The 16,382-nt window shown below is 61.9% G+C and carries 15 protein-coding genes; 6 read left to right on the forward strand and 9 right to left on the reverse strand.

The genetic code is table 11. The annotated features are described in order from the left end of the window. Positions 1-2 precede the first annotated feature (2 nt). The 3 genes from mexE to DYL61_RS26070 form a co-directional block, all read right to left on the reverse strand. Positions 3-1,244 carry a multidrug efflux RND transporter periplasmic adaptor subunit MexE gene (mexE, locus tag DYL61_RS26060; RefSeq protein WP_105697293.1) on the reverse strand — a complete coding sequence of 414 codons (1,242 nt, stop codon included), beginning with the start codon at positions 1,242-1,244 and terminating at the stop codon, positions 3-5. Positions 1,245-1,622: 378 nt separating this feature from the next. After that, on the reverse strand, positions 1,623-2,930 hold the full coding sequence (locus DYL61_RS26065; RefSeq protein WP_135310725.1) for an NtaA/DmoA family FMN-dependent monooxygenase: 1,308 nt from the start codon (positions 2,928-2,930) through the stop codon (positions 1,623-1,625). A 48-nt stretch (positions 2,931-2,978) separates the two neighbouring features. Continuing rightward, positions 2,979-5,012 (reverse strand): TonB-dependent receptor, encoded by a 2,034-nt coding sequence (locus DYL61_RS26070; RefSeq protein ID WP_135310737.1) that lies wholly within the window; start codon positions 5,010-5,012, stop codon positions 2,979-2,981. 239 nt (positions 5,013-5,251) lie between these two features. On the opposite strand from DYL61_RS26070, the gene DYL61_RS26075 reads away from it, so the two are divergent. Continuing rightward, the gene (locus DYL61_RS26075) at positions 5,252-6,040 is read left to right on the forward strand and encodes an IclR family transcriptional regulator (RefSeq protein ID WP_135310738.1); all 789 of its coding nucleotides are present in this window, start codon (positions 5,252-5,254) and stop codon (positions 6,038-6,040) included. Here the strand turns inward: DYL61_RS26075 and DYL61_RS26080 are convergent. Next, entirely contained in the window at positions 6,015-6,812 is a 798-nt protein-coding gene (locus tag DYL61_RS26080) for an ABC transporter ATP-binding protein (protein ID WP_135310726.1), read from the reverse strand. The two genes, DYL61_RS26075 and DYL61_RS26080, sit on opposite strands and share 26 nt — an antisense overlap. Before the next feature lie 107 nt (positions 6,813-6,919). On the opposite strand from DYL61_RS26080, the gene fepB reads away from it, so the two are divergent. Genes fepB through DYL61_RS26095 form a run of 3 tightly spaced genes read left to right on the forward strand, consistent with a single transcriptional unit; the run spans position 6,920 to position 9,800 of the window. Next, positions 6,920-7,810: a Fe2+-enterobactin ABC transporter substrate-binding protein gene (gene fepB, locus DYL61_RS26085; protein WP_135310727.1), complete on the forward strand. Its 891-nt coding sequence runs from the start codon at positions 6,920-6,922 to the stop codon at positions 7,808-7,810. Further along, positions 7,807-8,787 carry a FecCD family ABC transporter permease gene (locus tag DYL61_RS26090; RefSeq protein WP_238704611.1) on the forward strand — a complete coding sequence of 327 codons (981 nt, stop codon included), beginning with the start codon at positions 7,807-7,809 and terminating at the stop codon, positions 8,785-8,787. The genes fepB and DYL61_RS26090 overlap by 4 nt, the downstream gene beginning before the upstream one ends. After that, positions 8,784-9,800, forward strand: a complete 1,017-nt coding sequence (locus tag DYL61_RS26095; protein WP_135310729.1) for a FecCD family ABC transporter permease — start codon at positions 8,784-8,786, stop codon at positions 9,798-9,800. Before DYL61_RS26090 ends, DYL61_RS26095 begins: the two co-directional genes overlap by 4 nt. 260 nt (positions 9,801-10,060) lie before the next feature. Here the strand turns inward: DYL61_RS26095 and DYL61_RS26100 are convergent, their stop codons facing one another. The 5 genes from DYL61_RS26100 to glnH are packed head-to-tail and all read right to left on the reverse strand — an operon-like array spanning position 10,061 to position 14,221. Then, on the reverse strand, positions 10,061-10,966 hold the full coding sequence (locus tag DYL61_RS26100; protein WP_135310730.1) for a MurR/RpiR family transcriptional regulator: 906 nt from the start codon (positions 10,964-10,966) through the stop codon (positions 10,061-10,063). A gap of 34 nt (positions 10,967-11,000) precedes the next feature. Next, positions 11,001-12,062 carry a C45 family autoproteolytic acyltransferase/hydrolase gene (locus DYL61_RS26105; RefSeq protein ID WP_135310731.1) on the reverse strand — a complete coding sequence of 354 codons (1,062 nt, stop codon included), beginning with the start codon at positions 12,060-12,062 and terminating at the stop codon, positions 11,001-11,003. 9 nt (positions 12,063-12,071) lie between these two features. Then, positions 12,072-12,794: a glutamine ABC transporter ATP-binding protein GlnQ gene (glnQ, locus tag DYL61_RS26110; RefSeq protein ID WP_135310732.1), complete on the reverse strand. Its 723-nt coding sequence runs from the start codon at positions 12,792-12,794 to the stop codon at positions 12,072-12,074. Next, positions 12,791-13,447, reverse strand: coding sequence for a glutamine ABC transporter permease GlnP (gene glnP / locus DYL61_RS26115; RefSeq protein ID WP_135310733.1), 657 nt, complete (start codon positions 13,445-13,447; stop codon positions 12,791-12,793). The genes glnQ and glnP overlap by 4 nt, the downstream gene beginning before the upstream one ends. A 30-nt stretch (positions 13,448-13,477) precedes the next feature. Then, the gene (gene glnH / locus DYL61_RS26120) at positions 13,478-14,221 is read right to left on the reverse strand and encodes a glutamine ABC transporter substrate-binding protein GlnH (RefSeq protein WP_135310734.1); all 744 of its coding nucleotides are present in this window, start codon (positions 14,219-14,221) and stop codon (positions 13,478-13,480) included. Between the two features lie 254 nt (positions 14,222-14,475). Between glnH and DYL61_RS26125 the strand changes: the two genes are divergently transcribed. Together DYL61_RS26125 and DYL61_RS26130 are read left to right on the forward strand one after the other, a co-directional pair. Next, positions 14,476-15,804, forward strand: coding sequence for an aspartate aminotransferase family protein (locus DYL61_RS26125; protein ID WP_135310735.1), 1,329 nt, complete (start codon positions 14,476-14,478; stop codon positions 15,802-15,804). Positions 15,805-15,816: 12 nt separating this feature from the next. After that, positions 15,817-16,380 carry a carboxymuconolactone decarboxylase family protein gene (locus DYL61_RS26130; RefSeq protein WP_135310736.1) on the forward strand — a complete coding sequence of 188 codons (564 nt, stop codon included), beginning with the start codon at positions 15,817-15,819 and terminating at the stop codon, positions 16,378-16,380. Positions 16,381-16,382 lie beyond the last annotated feature (2 nt).

Genomic DNA, 16,382 nt, shown 5'->3' on the forward strand with positions numbered 1-16,382 from the left:
CCTTAACCGCGTGGAGTCGCAGCGCTGGCCAGTTTCGGCGCGGTTTTATCCGGCGCGACCTGCTCCAGGTTGCTTGCTTCAAGCGCTTGTCGTTGTTGGGCCAAGGCGGCGAGGGTTTCCTTGCTGGCCATCGGAATGGTTTCCGGCGCGACCGGCGAGCCAGGACGCACGCGTTGCAGGCCCTTGACGATAATGGTGTCGTCCTTGTTCAGGCCGCTGCGCACGATGCGCAAGCCTTCGATTTTCGGGCCCAGTTCAACGGCGCGGTAAGCCGGTTTGTCGCCTTCCATCACCAACACGAATTTCTTGCCGAGGTCAGTGCCGACGGATTCGTCGTTGATCAGCACGGCGGAATAGGTGCCGCTGCCCACCAGTTTCAGGCGTGCATACAGGCCAGGGGTGTAGCGGCCATCGCTGTTGTCAAACACGGCACGACCACGGATGGTGCCGGTGGCCGGGTTGACCTGGTTGTCGACGAAGTTCATCTGGCCCAGGTGCGGGTTGCCGGTTTCATTGGACAGGCCCAGGTACACCGGGGTAGTAGCACCGCGACGGCCTTGGCGAGCCAGTTCGGTGTACTTGAGGAACACGCGCTCATCGGCGTCGAAGTAGGCGTAGACCTTGTCGGTGGAGACTACGCTGGTCAGCGCGGTGACATCGGCGGTCACCAGGTTGCCGGCGGTGATTTCGGCACGGCTGACACGCCCGCTGATGGGCGAGGTGACGCGGGTGAAGCTCAGGTTCAACTTGGCCAGGTCCAACTGCGCCTGGATCCCGGCGACAGCGGCGCGGGCTTCCTGGGCGGCGGTGGTGCGTGAGTCGGCCAGCTCGGCGGAAATCGCATTGCTCTGGCGCAGACGCTCGCCACGTTGGGCTTCGTTGTCGCTGCGGGTGGCCGCGGCTTTGGTTTGTGCAAGCTGGGCTTCGAGGCGACGCACTTCGGCCTGGAACGGACGCGGGTCGATCTGGAACAGCAGGTCGCCTTTCTTGACCAAAGCGCCTTCGGTGAAAGCGACTTGATCAATCTGGCCGGAGACCCGAGGACGAATCTGCACGGTTTCCGGCGCTTCCAGGCGACCGGTGAATTCATCCCACTCGTTGACCGGTTGTTCCAGCACCTTGGCCACGCTGACTTTGGCAGCTGGCATGGCGGCCGCTTGTTCCGGGGTCTTGCCGCACGCGCTCATCACCACCACGGCCAGAATCGCCAGGGGGAAGCGCAAATGTTTGAGTGACTGTTCCATGAGGTGCATCCGCCAATGTATTTGAGATGGGCGGATCATGCGCGGCGAGGTGCTATGTCACGAATCGAATGAAGCAAAGGTAACTATCATTCGGAATGATATAAGCGCGAGATTAGCCCTCTAGCCTGGGGGTTTCGTTAGGCTGCTATCAATATCGATGATGACAAAGGACTGTTACCGAGCCTGCAACACCCCCAACGGACAGTTGTAGTGAGCGGGCTTGTCCCGCGCTGGGGGGCGAAGCCGCCCCAATCCATACAACGCTGTTTAACTGGAACACCGCAGCGGCCGCAAAACCAGGCAATCAGGTTTTAAATGGTAGAACGTGTAGACCGAAGTAGGGCTGCTTCGCAGCCCAGCGCGGGGCAAGCCCGCTCACTACAAGCGCTGGCGCAGGTGCTCCATGAACGTCGTGCCCTGGTAGTCGCGTCGGAATAATCCACGCTCCACCAGCCGTGGCATCACCTGCTCCAAAAACACCGTGATCGAACCCACCGAGCCACCCGGTGCGGCAATGAACCCATTGATCGCACCACTGGCCGCCCAGGCCTGGATGCTCTCAACCGCATCCTGTGCCGTGCCAATCACTTGCCAATGCGCCGCGCTGATTACTTCCGGGCGCAGCAGCAGTTCGCTCACGGTCAGGCTTTCCCGCGCGAGCAAACGCCGCAGCAGGTGGCTGTGGGTCCGGCTGGCGGGCGAGGGCGGCGGTGGCGGTAGGTCGGCCGGGGTGACGGGCTTGTCATCTGGCCACGCGGTCAGGTCGAGGCCGGTCATCTCGCGAATCTGCTCAAGCTTGCGTGTGCGGTCGAGGCGCGCATGGGTGTGCAGGAAGATCTCCCGCGCCTGTTCGCGGGTGTCCGCCAGGTAAAGACTCAGCCCGGGCAGCAAACGCACATCGGCAGGGTCGCGACCATGGCGCAAGGCGCGCCGGGAAAGGTCATCACGCAGATCCTGGGCGGCTTGCAGATCCGGGGTCGGCGCAAACACCACGTCGGCCACCGAGGCGGCAAAGTCCCGTCCAGCCTCCGAGGCGCCAGCCTGGATCAACGGAATACGAGCATCAAACGCTGGCATATTCAATGGGCCGCGTACGCGGAAATGCTCGCCCTCATGATTGATCGGCTTGATCCTGGTCGCATCCGCATAACGCCCGGCCTCGCGGTCGACCAACACTGAGTCACCGGGGAAACTGTCCCACAACTGGCGTACCACTGCGGTGAACTCCGCCGCCCGTTGATAACGCTCATCGGCGCTGGGCATAGTGCTGAGGCCAAAATTCTCATGGCCTTGCAACGCCGTGACGATATTCCAGCCGATACGCCCACGGCTCACCCAATTGAGCGATTGCAACTGGCGTGCAACCACGTAGGGCGGGTTCCAGGTGGTGGAAACCGTCGACACCAGGCCAATACGCGAAGTGTGCTGGGACACGGCCGCCAACAAGATACTCGGGTCCAGGCAAGCAAAGCCGGAGCCGGCATCGAGCTGGCTTTCGTTGACCGCGCACACGTCCGGGCGGAATACAAAATCCAGGTGCGCAGCTTCGGCGCGACGAGCCAGGTCCACGGCAAAGTCAGTGGTGTAGATGCCTTCGATATCGCTATCGGCTCGGCGCCACGCGTCACCACTTTGCCAAGTGGGCGCCAGCGACAGACCGATGTGCAGGTGTTTGTTTTGACTCATGGAAAATGCCTGTTCAATAGGGGGCGCGCCGGCCCCCGGAATGCGGGTTTAGAAGCTGCCTTTGACACCGACGCCAAGGGTACGCGGCTGGGTCATGTTGGCCTCGATCCCGCCGATGCCACGGTTCTGTTGCATGTAGGTGGGCGAGCGATCATCGAAGACGTTTTTCACATAGCTGTAGAGTTCCACCTTGTCGTTGAAGCGGTAGCTGGCGCGTGCGTCGGTGAGGGTATAGCCGTCAATCGAGTAGCTCTTGTTGTTGGCCACGTCCGAGTAGTAGCCGTCTACATGGCGCACCTGCACGTTCAGGTTAAGCCGGTCGGTGATGTCCCAGCTCGGGCCGAAACTCAGGGTGTAGCCCGGCGAGCGGGCAAACTCATTGCCGGCATACGCATCGTTGCTGTTGATGTCATCGATACGCGTGCGCAGCCAGCCGGCGTTGGCGTTCAGCGTGAGGTTGTCGAGCACGCGATAGTTGGCCGACAGCTCGGCGCCGTAGGCATGGGCCTTTTGCGCGTTGATGGTGTACGACTGCGACACCCCCGACGAGATCACCACGGGAATGTTGTACTGCGCATCCTTCATGTCCATGTAGAACAGGTTGCCGTTCAGGTGCAGGCGGTCGTCCAACAGGTTGGCGCGGGTGAACAGCTCATAGTTCCACACTTTCTCGTCCTTGAAGGTCTGCCAGCGCTTGCTCGACAGGTTCAACGACACGCCGCCCGGGTTGTAGCCACGGCTCACCAGGCCGCCCACGGTCCATTGCGGGTTGACCGCTAAGGCCAATGACACCTTGGGCAGCAACTGGTCGAAGGTCTGGCTGTAGTCCAACGCATTGCTTGCATACGGCGACGTACCGCTGCGCTCGGTGTGGTCGCGCTGGTAGCGCAGGCCGGTGGTAAGGGTCCAGCGCTCGCTCAGGCGCGTGTTGAGTTCGCCGAACACGCCGAGGTTTTCCTTGGTGTCATCGAACAGCGTGTTGCCGCCCAGCTTCAGACTTTCATCACTGGTGGTACGCGCTACGTAGATGCCAGTGAAACCACTGAATGTATCGCGGGCATCGCCGAAACTCAGGCGGGTTTCGTTGGACGCATTCTTCTGGCGAATATCGGCATCGCCTTCTCCGTTGCCACCGATGCGACGTTCCACCGAGGACAACGAATACTGCGACTGATTGAACAGGCGCAGGCCGTCGGCCAGTTCGTAGTCGATATCGAGGATGCTGGTGTTGGTGTCCTGTTCCCAGCTCGGCATGGTGGTTGAGGTATGGTCGAGCTTATGAAACGGCGCCGAAGCGGATTCCTGGGATGGACGATTGCTGTGGTTGTGGTTGAAGGTGTACTTCACCTGCAAGCCTTCGATGGAGGAGGGCAACCATAGCAATTTGGCGCGGGCATCGAGGGCATTCAGGTCCTGGTCGGTGCCGCTGCTCTGGAACTTGGCGTTCTTGTAGTCGATGTAGGTATCGCGCGCCGAGTAGTCCAACGCCAGGCGTCCGGCGAAGTCCTCGCTCAACGGCCCCGACACCACGAAGGAACCGCGCTTGGTGTTGTAGCTGCCGACCTCGGCCTGGTACGCCGCCTCGGGGGTGAACGTGGGGTTCTTGGTGTTGACGATGATCGCCCCGGCGATTGCGTTGGCGCCTTGGCTGGTGGTCTGCGGGCCACGGAACACTTCGATGGAGTCCACGTCCCAGGCGGAAGTGCCGCCGTAATACAGCTCGTTGTAGTTCAGGTAATGGCCGTCGAGGTTGATGGTGGCGCGTGGCACCGTGCCGCCCCAGAACACGTTGGCGCCGTTGTTCGGGCCTTGGGTGTCCTGGCCACGAATCACCGGAGCACCCACCGAGTCGGTGTAGATCACGTTGGGCAAGCCATTGATCACTTCGGATACCGAGGCATGGCCACTGTGACGCTCATCGATTTCCTTGCTGCCGATCACCGAGACCGATGACGCGGTCTCCTTCAATTCACGGCTGACCTTTTCACCGGTGACCATCACCGAGTCCAGGTTCAGCGTTTCGCCGGGTTCCGCCTGGGCAGGCAGGGACGCGAGCAGGCCGGTCAGCGCTGCGACCCCCATGCCGTGGCTGAATGTGCGTTGCGATAGCTCTTTCAAGAAGGGTCTCCAAATGAGAATGGTTCAGCTTTAGAGCAAGGCTATCATGTGGCTACTACATTCCTCAATATGGAACGCGTTAATCAATTCGGAATTTAATTGAGGGCGTCGCCGCTGTTGTTGTGCGGTAGAACCGGTATGATGGCGCCGCCCCGACAGCCTGGCCGGGTACGCACAAGAAGGAGAGCAGCACGTTGAACGAGATGTCGGAGAACCCCAGCGAAAAGCGCGCGGGCACCATTCAATCGGTGTCGATTGCCGCACGGTTCCTCAACGTCCTGGCCAATGCCGAGGGCGAATTGAGCCTGGGCGAAGTGGCCCGGCGTGCCGACAGCGGCGCGTCATCGGCGCACCGCTATTTGCAGAGCCTGGTGAAAGAAGGCCTGGCCCGCCAGGATCCCGCCACGGGTCTCTACGACCTGGGGCCCGCAGCCCTGAGTATCGGCATTGCCGCCCTCAAGCGTGTGGACGCCGTGGACATCGCCGCCGCCCACATGAAGGCCTTGGCCCAGCGCCATGCGGCCAGCGGCGGCGTGGCGATCTGGACCCCGCGCGGCCCGACGCTGGTGCGTTGGTATCGCAGCGCGTATTTCTCGATCAACCCGTTGGCACTGGGCGATATCCTGCCCATCGACAATACCGCTTGCGGCCTGATCTTCCAGGCCTTCCTGCCCAAGGCCACCATCGCTGCCGCACGCAAACAACAGCCGGCGCACTTTCGCGGCAGTCCGCCCAGCGAGGCGCGGCTGGCCGAAGTGCGTGCGCAGTATTGGGCCGAGATGACCAGTCACTTGTTGTCCAACGTCACCGGGCAGGCCGCGCCAGTGTTCGATGCGCAGCAGGAAATCGTGTGCGTGATGACTACCGTCACCGACCTCGGCCAGTTGCAGTCGCCCGAGGATCGCCTGGCACTCTACGACGAAGCCGCCCAGGCCAACCTCAGCACTGGCGGGCAGGGGCTTGACCCTACGCGCCGGCCACCCTTGGGCTGACACCGCGCGGCACCAGCATCGGCGTGCCGCTGACCGGATCGGCCATGATCAATGCATCGATACCGAACACGGCGTCTACCAGGTGTTCGGTGAATACCTCGGCGGGCGCACCGGCGGCGATGATGGCGCCGTCCTTCATCGCCACCAGATGGCTGGCGTAACGGCAGGCCTGGTTGAGGTCGTGCAGTACCGCAACGATGGTGCGGCCCTGGCGATTAAGCTCGGCGAGCAACTCCATCAACTCGATTTGATGGGCGATATCGAGGAAGGTGGTCGGCTCGTCCAGCAACAACAACGGCGTTTCCTGCGCCAACACCATGGCGATCCACACGCGCTGGCGTTGACCGCCGGACAAGCCATCCACTGGACGATCCGCCAACTCCTGCAAGCCGGTGGCCGCCAATGCTGCGTCTACCGCCGACTCATCCGCCGCCGACCATTGACGCAACCAGCCTTGATGAGGGAAACGCCCACGCGCCACCAACTCTGCGACCTTGATGCCTTCCGGTGCCTGGGCGCTCTGTGCCAGCAGGCCGAGACGGCGCGCCACGGCTTTGCTCGGTAGCTGATGGATGACATTGCCATCGAGTATTACCTGGCCTTGGGTCGGCACCAACAAACGGGCGAGGGCGGCGAGCAGGGTGGATTTACCACAGGCATTGGGCCCCACAATGACCGTGAACGAACCGTCGGGGATGGCGAGAGACAGCGCCTGGGACACGGTGCGCTGGCCATGGCGCAGGGTGATTTGATCGGCATGCAGAGGTGACATGAATAGTCCTGGGCAAGATATTTCGTGGAATGCATTCTACATGATGGAATTGCTTTATCGATAAGGATTATCATCTGGCGCTTTCCTGTCACGTACCGAGTGCCTACATGACGTTTTATCGTTCGCTGTTTTTTACGTGCGCCCTCGGCGCTCATTGCCTGGTGGCGCAGGGCGCCGAACTGCAACGCATCGTCTCTACGAGCCCAAGCGTCACTGGCATTCTGCTAGCGATCAATGCACCGGTGGTCGCCAGCGCGGCAGCGACGCCCAGTCGGTTGACCGACAGCAAAGGCTTTTTCACCCAATGGGCAAGTGTGGCCGATTCCCGTGGCGTGCAGCCGCTGTACCACAACCTGCAATTTGACCTGGAGGCAACCATCGCCGCCGAGCCCGACCTTGTGGTGGTGTCCGCCACCGGCGCTGATAGCGTTGCGCCGCACAAAAGTGAACTGCAAGCCCAGCAACTACCGGTGATGGTGGTGGATTATTCGACCCACAGCTGGCAGGAAATCGCCACTGAACTCGGCGCCCGTAGCGGGCACTCCGTAGGTGCCAAGGAGGCTATCGAGCGTTTTGATGCCCATGTGCGCGAGGTGGCAGGCAAACTGGCCAGTCCCGCTGGCAAGGCGAGTGTGGTGGGTTACAACCTGGGGGGCAGTTACTCCATCGGTCGCACCAGCAGCGCCCAGGGGCGGTTGCTCCAGGCCTTGGGTTTCCAGGTACAGGAATTGCCGGAAGCGTTGGTCGGGCAAGTCACCCGCAGTTCGGACTTCCAATTTATCTCCCGGGAAAACCTGCCCGCCGCGATCACTGGCGACAGCGTGTTCCTGCTCAGCGCCACCGCCAGTGACATGCAGGCTTTTCTCGCCGATCCGGTGCTGGCCAATCTGCCTGCCGTGCGCAATAAGCGCGTGTATCCATTGGGCCCCAGCTCGTTCCGTATCGACTACTACTCGGGCTGGCAGATGGCCGATACCGTGGCGAGCGAATACCGGTGAGTCGTCTCGCGCCCGGTGTGTTGTTACTGGGGCTGCTGGTGCTGACCAGCCTGGCGGTAGGCTCTCGTTCGATTCCATTGGCTACCACTTGGCAAGCGCTGCAAGGCGCCGACCTGCATAGCGATGCGGCGCTGATCGTGCGCCAGTTGCGCTTGCCGCGCACATTGGTGGCGATACTGGCCGGTGGTGCACTGGGGGTTGCCGGGGCATTGCTGCAAGCATTGGCACGCAACCCGCTTGCCGAGCCCGGACTCTTGGGCGTCAACGGCGGCGCCGCGCTGGCGGTGATGGCTGGCGTGGTGTTGCTGGGCCTGAACACGGCGCAGCAGTACATGCTGTGCGCCTTTGCCGGTGCCGGGTTGGCGGCGTTGACCGTGTGCCTGTTGGGCCAGGCCAGCCGCGCCGAGCCCCTGCGACTGGTGCTGGCCGGGGCGGGCTTATCGATGTTGTTGGCTTCTCTCACCGGTATCCTGGTGTTCAACACTCCGCCCGAAATTTTTGATCACTTCCGCTTGTGGGCCGCCGGCTCGCTGGCCAGCAGTGGCCTGGCCGGGCTGGGTGCGCCCGCGTTGGCGATTGGCATTGGCATGGCCGTGGCACTGTTGATCGCACCGTCGCTGAATGCGCTGGCCTTGGGGCGGGAAGTGGGCGCTGCGCTGGGCGCCAACCTCAAGGGCATCTGGCTCGCGGCGTTGGCCGCCATTGTGTTATTGGCGGGCGCAGCTACCGCATTGGCAGGGCCGATTGCGTTTGTTGGCTTGGTTGCGCCGCATATTGCGCGCTGGGTGGGTGGGCCGGATCAACGTGCGGTATTGCCACGTGCCGCGCTGCTGGGGGCCGTGTTGCTGCTGGCAGCGGATGTGATCGGGCGGGTCGTGGCCGCTCCGGAAGAAATCGCCGCCGGGGTGATCACGCTGTTATTGGGTGGCCCGTGTTTCATCCTGTTGGTGGCGCGCTTGCGCCCGTTGCAAGCATGAGCCGCTTACGTGCAGTGCGCCTTGGGCGCTGGTCGGTTCGCGTAGAGCCCAGGGTGTTGCTGGCCTGTGGAGTACTGGCGCTGGTGATGATGGTGTTGGGGGGCGTGTTGCTTGCCACCGGTACGTTGGTGATGAAACCCTCCGAGCTATGGACTGCACTGTTCAGCGACCAGGCTGACCCCATCGCCCGGCGCATCCTCTATCGCATCCGCCTGCCCAGGGTGTTGACCGCCCTGTTGGTCGGCGCCTCGCTGGGACTGGCCGGAGCGTTGTTCCAATCAATCTCGCGTAACCCGCTGGGTTCGCCGGATGTGATCGGTTTTACGACGGGTGCAGCCAGCGGGGCGATTGTGCAGATCATTCTGTTCGACGCCGGCCCGTTGGCCACGGCGTTGGCGGCGGTGCTCACCGGTTTGATCACCGCCCTGGTGGTGATGGGCCTGGCACGCGGGCGCGGCAGCCAAGGGCTGGTACTGGTGGGGATTGGCGTGGGCGCCACGCTGACCGGGTTGAATAATCTGCTACTGGTGAGTGCCAATCTGGACCAGGCGATGTTCGCGCAGATGTGGCTGGCGGGCTCGCTCAATACGCGCACTTGGGATCATGTGTTGCCGGCGTTGCTCGGCTTGTTGTTCGCACTGCCGGTGGCACTGCTGCATGCCCGTCGCGCCAGCCTGCTGGAAATGGGCGAGGCTACCGCTGGCGTGCTGGGGGTGATACCCGGTCGCACTCGCCGTCGTTTGGTACTCGCCGCCGTTGCGCTCACCGCGATTGCCACTGCCGCTGCTGGCCCGATTGCCTTTATCGCATTGGCCGCACCGCAGTTGTCAAAACGCCTGGCCCGCGCCGAAGGTTTAGGGCTGGTGCCGGCCGCGTTGATGGGGGCGTTGTTGTTGATGCTGGCGGACCTGGCCAGCCAGCGCCTTGCCGCGTTTGTACACTTGCCGGTGGGTTTGGTGGCAGGGGTGATGGGCGGCGGCTATCTGCTTTGGCTGTTACTGCGCAAGCAGTAGAACGCGCTAGTTCTCCAGCGCAATAGGCCAAAATGTGGGAGGGGCAAGCCCCACTGCCAGTCAGTTAAGGCGAACACTGTACTTGTGGCGAGGGAGCTTGCTCCCGCTGGGCCGCGTAGCGGCCCCAAAGATGGGACTGCTGCGCAGTCCAGCGGGAGCAAGCTCCCTCGCCACAGGTTACTTTTACACTTGCGACGTCTTGACTGACTGGCAGTGAGGCTTGCCCCCTCCCACATAAGCCCGCGGCACATTTTTGATCGTCACAACGACGCATTGAGCTCATCGATCAGCGTTTCGCGATACTTCAACGCCGAGATCGCCTGCTCCCCCAGCCTCCCGGCCACCGCACTCAACAACCCCTGCGCCAACAGCATGAATGCGCACATGCTATTGCTGAAAAACAGGCTGTGGTTGGGCACGTAAAAGCTGTGCAACGCCACCTTGGCCAGTGGCGAGCTGGCGGAGTCGGTCAGTGCAATCACCTTGATCCCGTGGCGGGCGGCGACCTCTGCGGTGGCGAGGACGCTGGGGGTGTAGGGGAAACAACTGGACACCACCAGCACATCGTCCTGTTCCAGTTGTGCCAGGGCATCCGCTACGCCCTGGCGGCTGGAGTCGAGGGCTGATACGTCCGGGCGCAACATGCCCAGGCCGTAGGACATGAACAAGGCCAGCGAATTGAACTGGCGCATGCCATGAATCCGCACCCGCCGCGCACTGGCCAGCAGCTCGACTGTCTGCACAAACTCATCGGGGTCGACCTGTTCGATCATGCTGGCGATGTTGGCGCTTTCCTGACGGCCCAGGCGTGTCAGTTGATGGAGGGTGTCCTTGTCCTCGCTGTTGACCACCAGCCGTGAAGCCTGGTCGCTGTAGAAATGCTTGCCTTCGGTAATCTCGCGGCGAAACACGTCCTGCAACTTGCTGAAGCCACCGTAGCCCAGGCGTTGCGCCAGGCGTGACAGAGTCGAGGCGTTTACGTCCAGTTGCTCCGCCAGCTCGCTGATGGACGAAACCGCCGTGCGTTGCGGCGATTCGATCAGCGCCATCAGCACGCGCCTGGAGCTGCTGCCCAGCGCGATATCGACGTCGCGCCGCTCGATGGCCGCGAGCAATTGCTTGAGGCCGTCCAGCGTGTCGGGAAGTGCAGTCACAGCTTTAGTCATCAACGGTATCCATGAGTGGTTGAGCGCCGCACCCTTATCGACCGGAACAGGCGTCGATCAATGAGCGGTGGACCACGCCTTCGGCATCGGCCTGGTCGGTGATCGGCTGCGTATAGATGCGCCACTCTACAGTGTTGGCGCTGATCAGAAAAACGCCGGTCGCCAGGGTGTTTTCATCATCCGGATCATCCGCGGCACAACGGTAGATCGGCAGGTCACCGCCCGAGGTGTCGCGCAGGATACTCAACGCCCCCAGCGCATCCAACACACCGGTCACCTGTTGCAGGCGCTGATCGACACAGCGTTGCCTGGCGCCCGAACTGTCGGTGATCCGTTGTTCAACCGGGCTCAACGCCAGCGACACCAAGTGGTTCGAATGCCCGGCCGGCCATTGCACTTCACTGACATTGCTGCCCTCGGCGCAGGCCTCGACACTCACCACCCGTGCGCTGCCTACTTGGCCAAAGGTGTGGTGAAACGCCCCGGCGCGGTCCTTGCGGGTCACGACACGAATCGCTTCGTCCACACACGCGGCATCCAGGGTGGCGCGTGCCAGGATCTGTCGTGGCACGCCGACGGGGATTTGGGTTGGGCGGATGTTATTCACGGTCGCCACCAGCCCACGCTCATTCACCGCCAGGGTGTGCCCCGGCAACGAGCCGGGGTAGACGAAACTGGTGAAGGCCAGGCCCGCTTCGGGTGTGGCATGCAGCAGTGCGCAGTACCCGCGCAACTGCGGAAAGCCGTCTTCGTTATGCGCGATCAACGTACCGCCCGCGGTAGGCCCGAACACCGTGGTGCAACCGTCCACACTCTGCGCGTGCACATAGTCACCCCGACAGTTCCACATAAACACTTCATCAATGGGTAGTTCCAAACCATCGGCAAGGCCTTCGAGCTCCTGCCAATAACGCGGGAATTCAGTCTGCACCTGATGGCGCATCTGCAAGGCTTTGGGCGTGTGGGCCTGCGCGGCGAGGAATTGCCACAGTGCAAGTGGGCGCAAGTGCTGCAGCACCGCAGCGCGCCCGAACACGCCGAGCCCGTGGCCGATGGCGTAGGCGCTACCGTCAAGATGAATAGAAGGCAGTGTCATTGCGTCTCCTCACGACACGTGTTGCAGGAATTCCCGCAGGCGCGGGCTGGGTGGGTTCGCGATCAGCTCGGCGGGGGCGCCGTCTTCGGCAATGCGGCCTTTGTCGATAAAGATCAGCCGCGTGGCGACCTTGCGTGCAAAGTCCACTTCGTGGGTGACGATCACCATGGTCATGCCTTCATCGGCCAATGACTTCATCACGGTCAGCACCTCGTGGCGCAGCTCCGGGTCCAGGGCCGAGGTCGGCTCGTCAAACAACATAAGCTTGGGCTTGACCGCCAGCGCCCGGGCAATCGCCACGCGCTGTTGCTGGCCACCGGAGAGTTCGGACGGGTAATGGTTGGCCCGCTCGGCCAGGCCGACCTTGGCCAGCAGTTCGGCGGCCAGTTGCTCGGCTTCCTGGCGACTGGCACCGCGTACCCGCACCGGGCCAAAGGCAACGTTCTGCAACGCGGTCATCTGCGGGAACAGGTGAAACTGTTGGAACACCATGCCGGCTTCCTGGCGGATCAGGCGCTCGTCGACCTTGGGGTTATTCACCTCCAGGCCATCGACCATCAGCTGGCCGCCGCTGATCTCTTCCAGTTTGTTGATGCAGCGCAGCAGCGTCGATTTGCCCGAACCCGAAGGGCCGATGATTACCACCACTTCGCCGCTGGCGATGTTGAGGTTGATGTCATGCAGCACCTGGGTACTGCCGAAGTGCTTGGAGACACCTTTGAATTCGATCATAGGATTTTCAACCTCGATTCCATGCGCCGCAGTGCGTAGCTCAGCACCAGGGTAATGATCAGATAGATGACGGCGACCGCAGACCAGATCTCCATCGCACGGAAGTTGCCGGCAATCACTTCCTGGCCCTGGCGGGTCAGCTCGGCGACACCGATCACGATAAACAGCGAGGTGTCCTTGATGCTGACAATCCACTGGTTGCCCAGCGCCGGGATCATGCGGCGGAACGCCAGGGGCGCGATGACGTAGCGCAGGGTGTCGCGCTTGGACAAGCCCAGCGCCAGCCCGGCTTCACGAAAGCCCCGGTTGATCGACAGCACCGCGCCACGGGTGATCTCGGCGATATACGCGCCGGAGTTGAGCATGATGGTGATCACGGCCGCGGCGAACGGATCGATGCGCACCGGCACCATCATGGGCAAGGCGAAGTAGATGAACATGACCTGCACCATGATCGGTGTGCCACGGATCAGTTCGATAAAAACGAGCGCCACACGGCTGCTGATAAAACCGCCGTAGGCGCGGGCAAAGCCCGCGACCACGCCGATCAGGGCGCCACCGAGCAGACCCAGGATCGAAATCCACAAGGTCAGCTTGGCGCCTTCGAGCAGGACCGGCAGCGCATCCCAAATGGCGCTCCATTGGAAATGCATACTGGATTCTCTATGAGTGAAGGGCAGGGGTTATTGCGGGTCGGTGCCGAACCACTTGCGGTAGATCTGCGCGTAGGTGCCGTTTTCACGGATCGTCTTCAACGCAGCGTTGACCGGCTCACGCAGTTCGCTGCCCTTGGGGAAAGCGATGCCGTATTGCTGGGCAAGCATCTGTTGGCCCACGGCTTTTACCTGGCCTTCACCGGCGGTCTTGATGTAGTACAGAACGTTCGGCGTGTCGTGCATGGCGGCGTCGACGCGGCCGGTGCGCAGTTCCAGGTAGGCGTTGTCGATGTTGGGGAATTGGCGCAGGTCGCGGGCTTTCAGATTGGCCTTGGCGTAGTCCGCCGATGAGGTGCCGCTTTTTACTGCGAGGGTTTTGCCGGCGATATCCGCTTCACCCTTGATGGTGTCGTTGTCGCTCTTGACCATCAGCAGGAAGCCGCTGTCGTAGTAACCGTCGGAAAAGTCGATGGCTTGCTTGCGCTCTTCCTTGATGGTGATGCCAGCCAGGGCCACATCGACGTTATGGGTTTGCAGCGCCGGGATGATGCCGTTGAAGTCCATCGGCTTGAGCTGATAAGTGACGCCCATTTCCTTGGCGATGGCCGCCCACAGGTCAATATCGAAGCCCACGTATTCGTTGCCTTGCTTGAACTCGAACGGCACGAACGCCGTGTCGGTGGCCACCAGCAATTCCTTGCTTGCAGCAAAGCTGCCAGAGGCGCTGGCCAGTGCCATCACTGCGAGTGAAACCTTCAGAAAGTTCTTCATGGGTAATGTCTCTTCAGGGGAATACAAGCCTCAGGCAAACCTGGGGCAGTGGGGATAGCGGCAGTCAATTTTTCGAGTGAGTCATCACACTCACTCCACTGTTTTTGTTTTAGGCCCGGCTAGCCACCTGAGAGAGGAGGCGCACGATATTTTTGCTCTTTCGCAAAATATACATGCATTTTTATGCGATGCAAAAAATAATTGCATTTAAAAATCGTGCACCTATTATTTGCAAAAACCTCGGGAGCGGCACCATGAGCCACGTCTTTCATCGCAGCCTTACACAACGCTATCCAACCGCCGTCCAGGGTGATGGGCCTTACCTGATCGACAGCAACAACCGTCGCTACCTGGATGCCAGCGGCGGCGCGGCGGTGTCATGCCTGGGCCATAGCGACCCCGAGGTGATCGAGGCGATTCGCAAGCAAGTCGGCCAGTTGGCCTATGCGCACACCTCGTTCTTCACCACGGCAGTGATGGAAGAACTGGCGGACTTTTTGGTGGCGCGTGCGCCGCAAGGGATCGACTCGGTGTACTTCGTCTCGGGTGGCTCGGAGGCCATCGAAGCCGCGTTGAAGCTGGCTCGCCAATACTTCATCGAGATCGGCCAACCCCAGCGCAAGCACCTGATCGCACGGCGCCAAAGCTACCACGGCAATACCCTGGGCGCGTTGGCCACCGGCGGCAATGAATGGCGGCGCAGGCAGTTCGAACCGTTGCTGATCGGTGTGAGTCACGTCAGCCCGTGCTACGCCTACCGTGAGCAGCAAACGGGTGAAAGCGCAGAAGCCTTGGGCGTGCGCCTGGCGGCGGAGCTTGAAGCGGAAATTCTGCGGTTGGGCGCGGAGAACGTCATGGCCTTTGTCGCCGAGCCCGTGGTGGGCGCGACCTTGGGTGCCGTCACGGCGGTGCCGGGCTACTTCAAGCGGATTCGCGAGGTGTGCGACCGCCACGGCGTTTTACTGATCCTCGATGAAGTCATGTGTGGCATGGGCCGTACCGGCAGCTTGTTCGCGGCGGAACAGGAAGGCATCACGGCTGACCTGATCACTGTCGCCAAAGGCTTGGGGGCGGGTTACCAGCCCATCGGTGCCACCTTGGTCAGCGGCAAAATCCGCGACGCCATCGCCAACGGCTCGGGATTTTTCCAACATGGTCACACCTACATCGGCCACGCCACCGCGTGCGCCGCCGCCTTGGCGGTACAAAAAGCCATTGAGTCCCGTGGCCTGCTGGCGCGGGTCAATCAGCTTGGGGCAGGGCTGCGCGAGCGGTTACTGGCGCGCTTGGGAGATCATCCTCACGTCGGCGATATCCGTGGGCGCGGGCTGTTCCAGGGCGTCGAGCTGGTGGCCGACCGCGACAGCAAGGCGGCTTTCGACCCAGCACTGAAACTGCACGCCAAGCTCAAGCAGGCGGCCATGGCCGAAGGCCTGATGTGCTACCCCATGGGCGGCACGATTGACGGGCAACGCGGCGAACATATTCTGCTGGCGCCACCGTTTATCCTTGAAGACCATCACCTGGATGAGATCGCCGACAAGCTCCAGGCCGCGATCAACACCACTTTGAAAAGCCTCTGAGGGAGCCCTGCAATGAGCATCCAATCGCGCCTCAACCCCTTGACCGAAGCGACCATGGACGACGCGCAGCGCGCAGTCATCCAAGACATTCTTGCAGGACCGCGCGGCAACCTGGACGGGCCTTTCCTGGCGTGGGTGCATAGCCCGGAACTGGCCAACCACGCCCAACGGTTGGGGGCGTTCTGCCGTTATGGCACCCGGCTGGAACTGCGCCTGACGGAACTGGCGATCCTGTTTACGGCAGCGTGGTGGCAGTCCCAGGCGGAGTGGCAGATTCACGAACCAATTGCGCGTTCCGCCGGAGTGAGTGATGGCGTGATCGCAGCGTTGCAGCAGCAGGTGGAACCACCGTTCAGTCGTGAGGATGAACGGCTGGTCTATCGGCTGGGCAAGACGTTGTACGAGACCCGGCGTGTTGACGATGCGCTGTATGCGCAGGCGGTCGAGGCGTTTGGCGAGCCAGCAGTGGTTGAACTGGTCGGGGTTTTTGGCTACTACGCGCTGGTGGCGATGACCTTGAATGTGTTCGCCGTGCGCCGAGATACCGACGTACCGCTACCCTTTGCCGAGCGATAACT

The organism is Pseudomonas nabeulensis, from assembly GCF_004682045.1.
GTDB classification, from domain to species: Bacteria; Pseudomonadota; Gammaproteobacteria; order Pseudomonadales; family Pseudomonadaceae; genus Aquipseudomonas; species Aquipseudomonas nabeulensis.

Coding starts and splice junctions, on each gene's coding strand:
- mexE (WP_105697293.1), bottom strand. CDS start 1,244: ATGGAACAGTCACTCAAACATTTGCGCTTCCCCCTGGCGATTCTGGCC.
- DYL61_RS26065 (WP_135310725.1), bottom strand. CDS start 2,930: ATGAGTCAAAACAAACACCTGCACATCGGTCTGTCGCTGGCGCCCACT.
- DYL61_RS26070 (WP_135310737.1), bottom strand. CDS start 5,012: ATGGGGGTCGCAGCGCTGACCGGCCTGCTCGCGTCCCTGCCTGCCCAG.
- DYL61_RS26075 (WP_135310738.1), top strand. CDS start 5,252: ATGTCGGAGAACCCCAGCGAAAAGCGCGCGGGCACCATTCAATCGGTG.
- DYL61_RS26080 (WP_135310726.1), bottom strand. CDS start 6,812: ATGTCACCTCTGCATGCCGATCAAATCACCCTGCGCCATGGCCAGCGC.
- fepB (WP_135310727.1), top strand. CDS start 6,920: ATGACGTTTTATCGTTCGCTGTTTTTTACGTGCGCCCTCGGCGCTCAT.
- DYL61_RS26095 (WP_135310729.1), top strand. CDS start 8,784: ATGAGCCGCTTACGTGCAGTGCGCCTTGGGCGCTGGTCGGTTCGCGTA.
- DYL61_RS26100 (WP_135310730.1), bottom strand. CDS start 10,966: ATGACTAAAGCTGTGACTGCACTTCCCGACACGCTGGACGGCCTCAAG.
- DYL61_RS26105 (WP_135310731.1), bottom strand. CDS start 12,062: ATGACACTGCCTTCTATTCATCTTGACGGTAGCGCCTACGCCATCGGC.
- glnQ (WP_135310732.1), bottom strand. CDS start 12,794: ATGATCGAATTCAAAGGTGTCTCCAAGCACTTCGGCAGTACCCAGGTG.
- glnP (WP_135310733.1), bottom strand. CDS start 13,447: ATGCATTTCCAATGGAGCGCCATTTGGGATGCGCTGCCGGTCCTGCTC.
- glnH (WP_135310734.1), bottom strand. CDS start 14,221: ATGAAGAACTTTCTGAAGGTTTCACTCGCAGTGATGGCACTGGCCAGC.
- DYL61_RS26125 (WP_135310735.1), top strand. CDS start 14,476: ATGAGCCACGTCTTTCATCGCAGCCTTACACAACGCTATCCAACCGCC.
- DYL61_RS26130 (WP_135310736.1), top strand. CDS start 15,817: ATGAGCATCCAATCGCGCCTCAACCCCTTGACCGAAGCGACCATGGAC.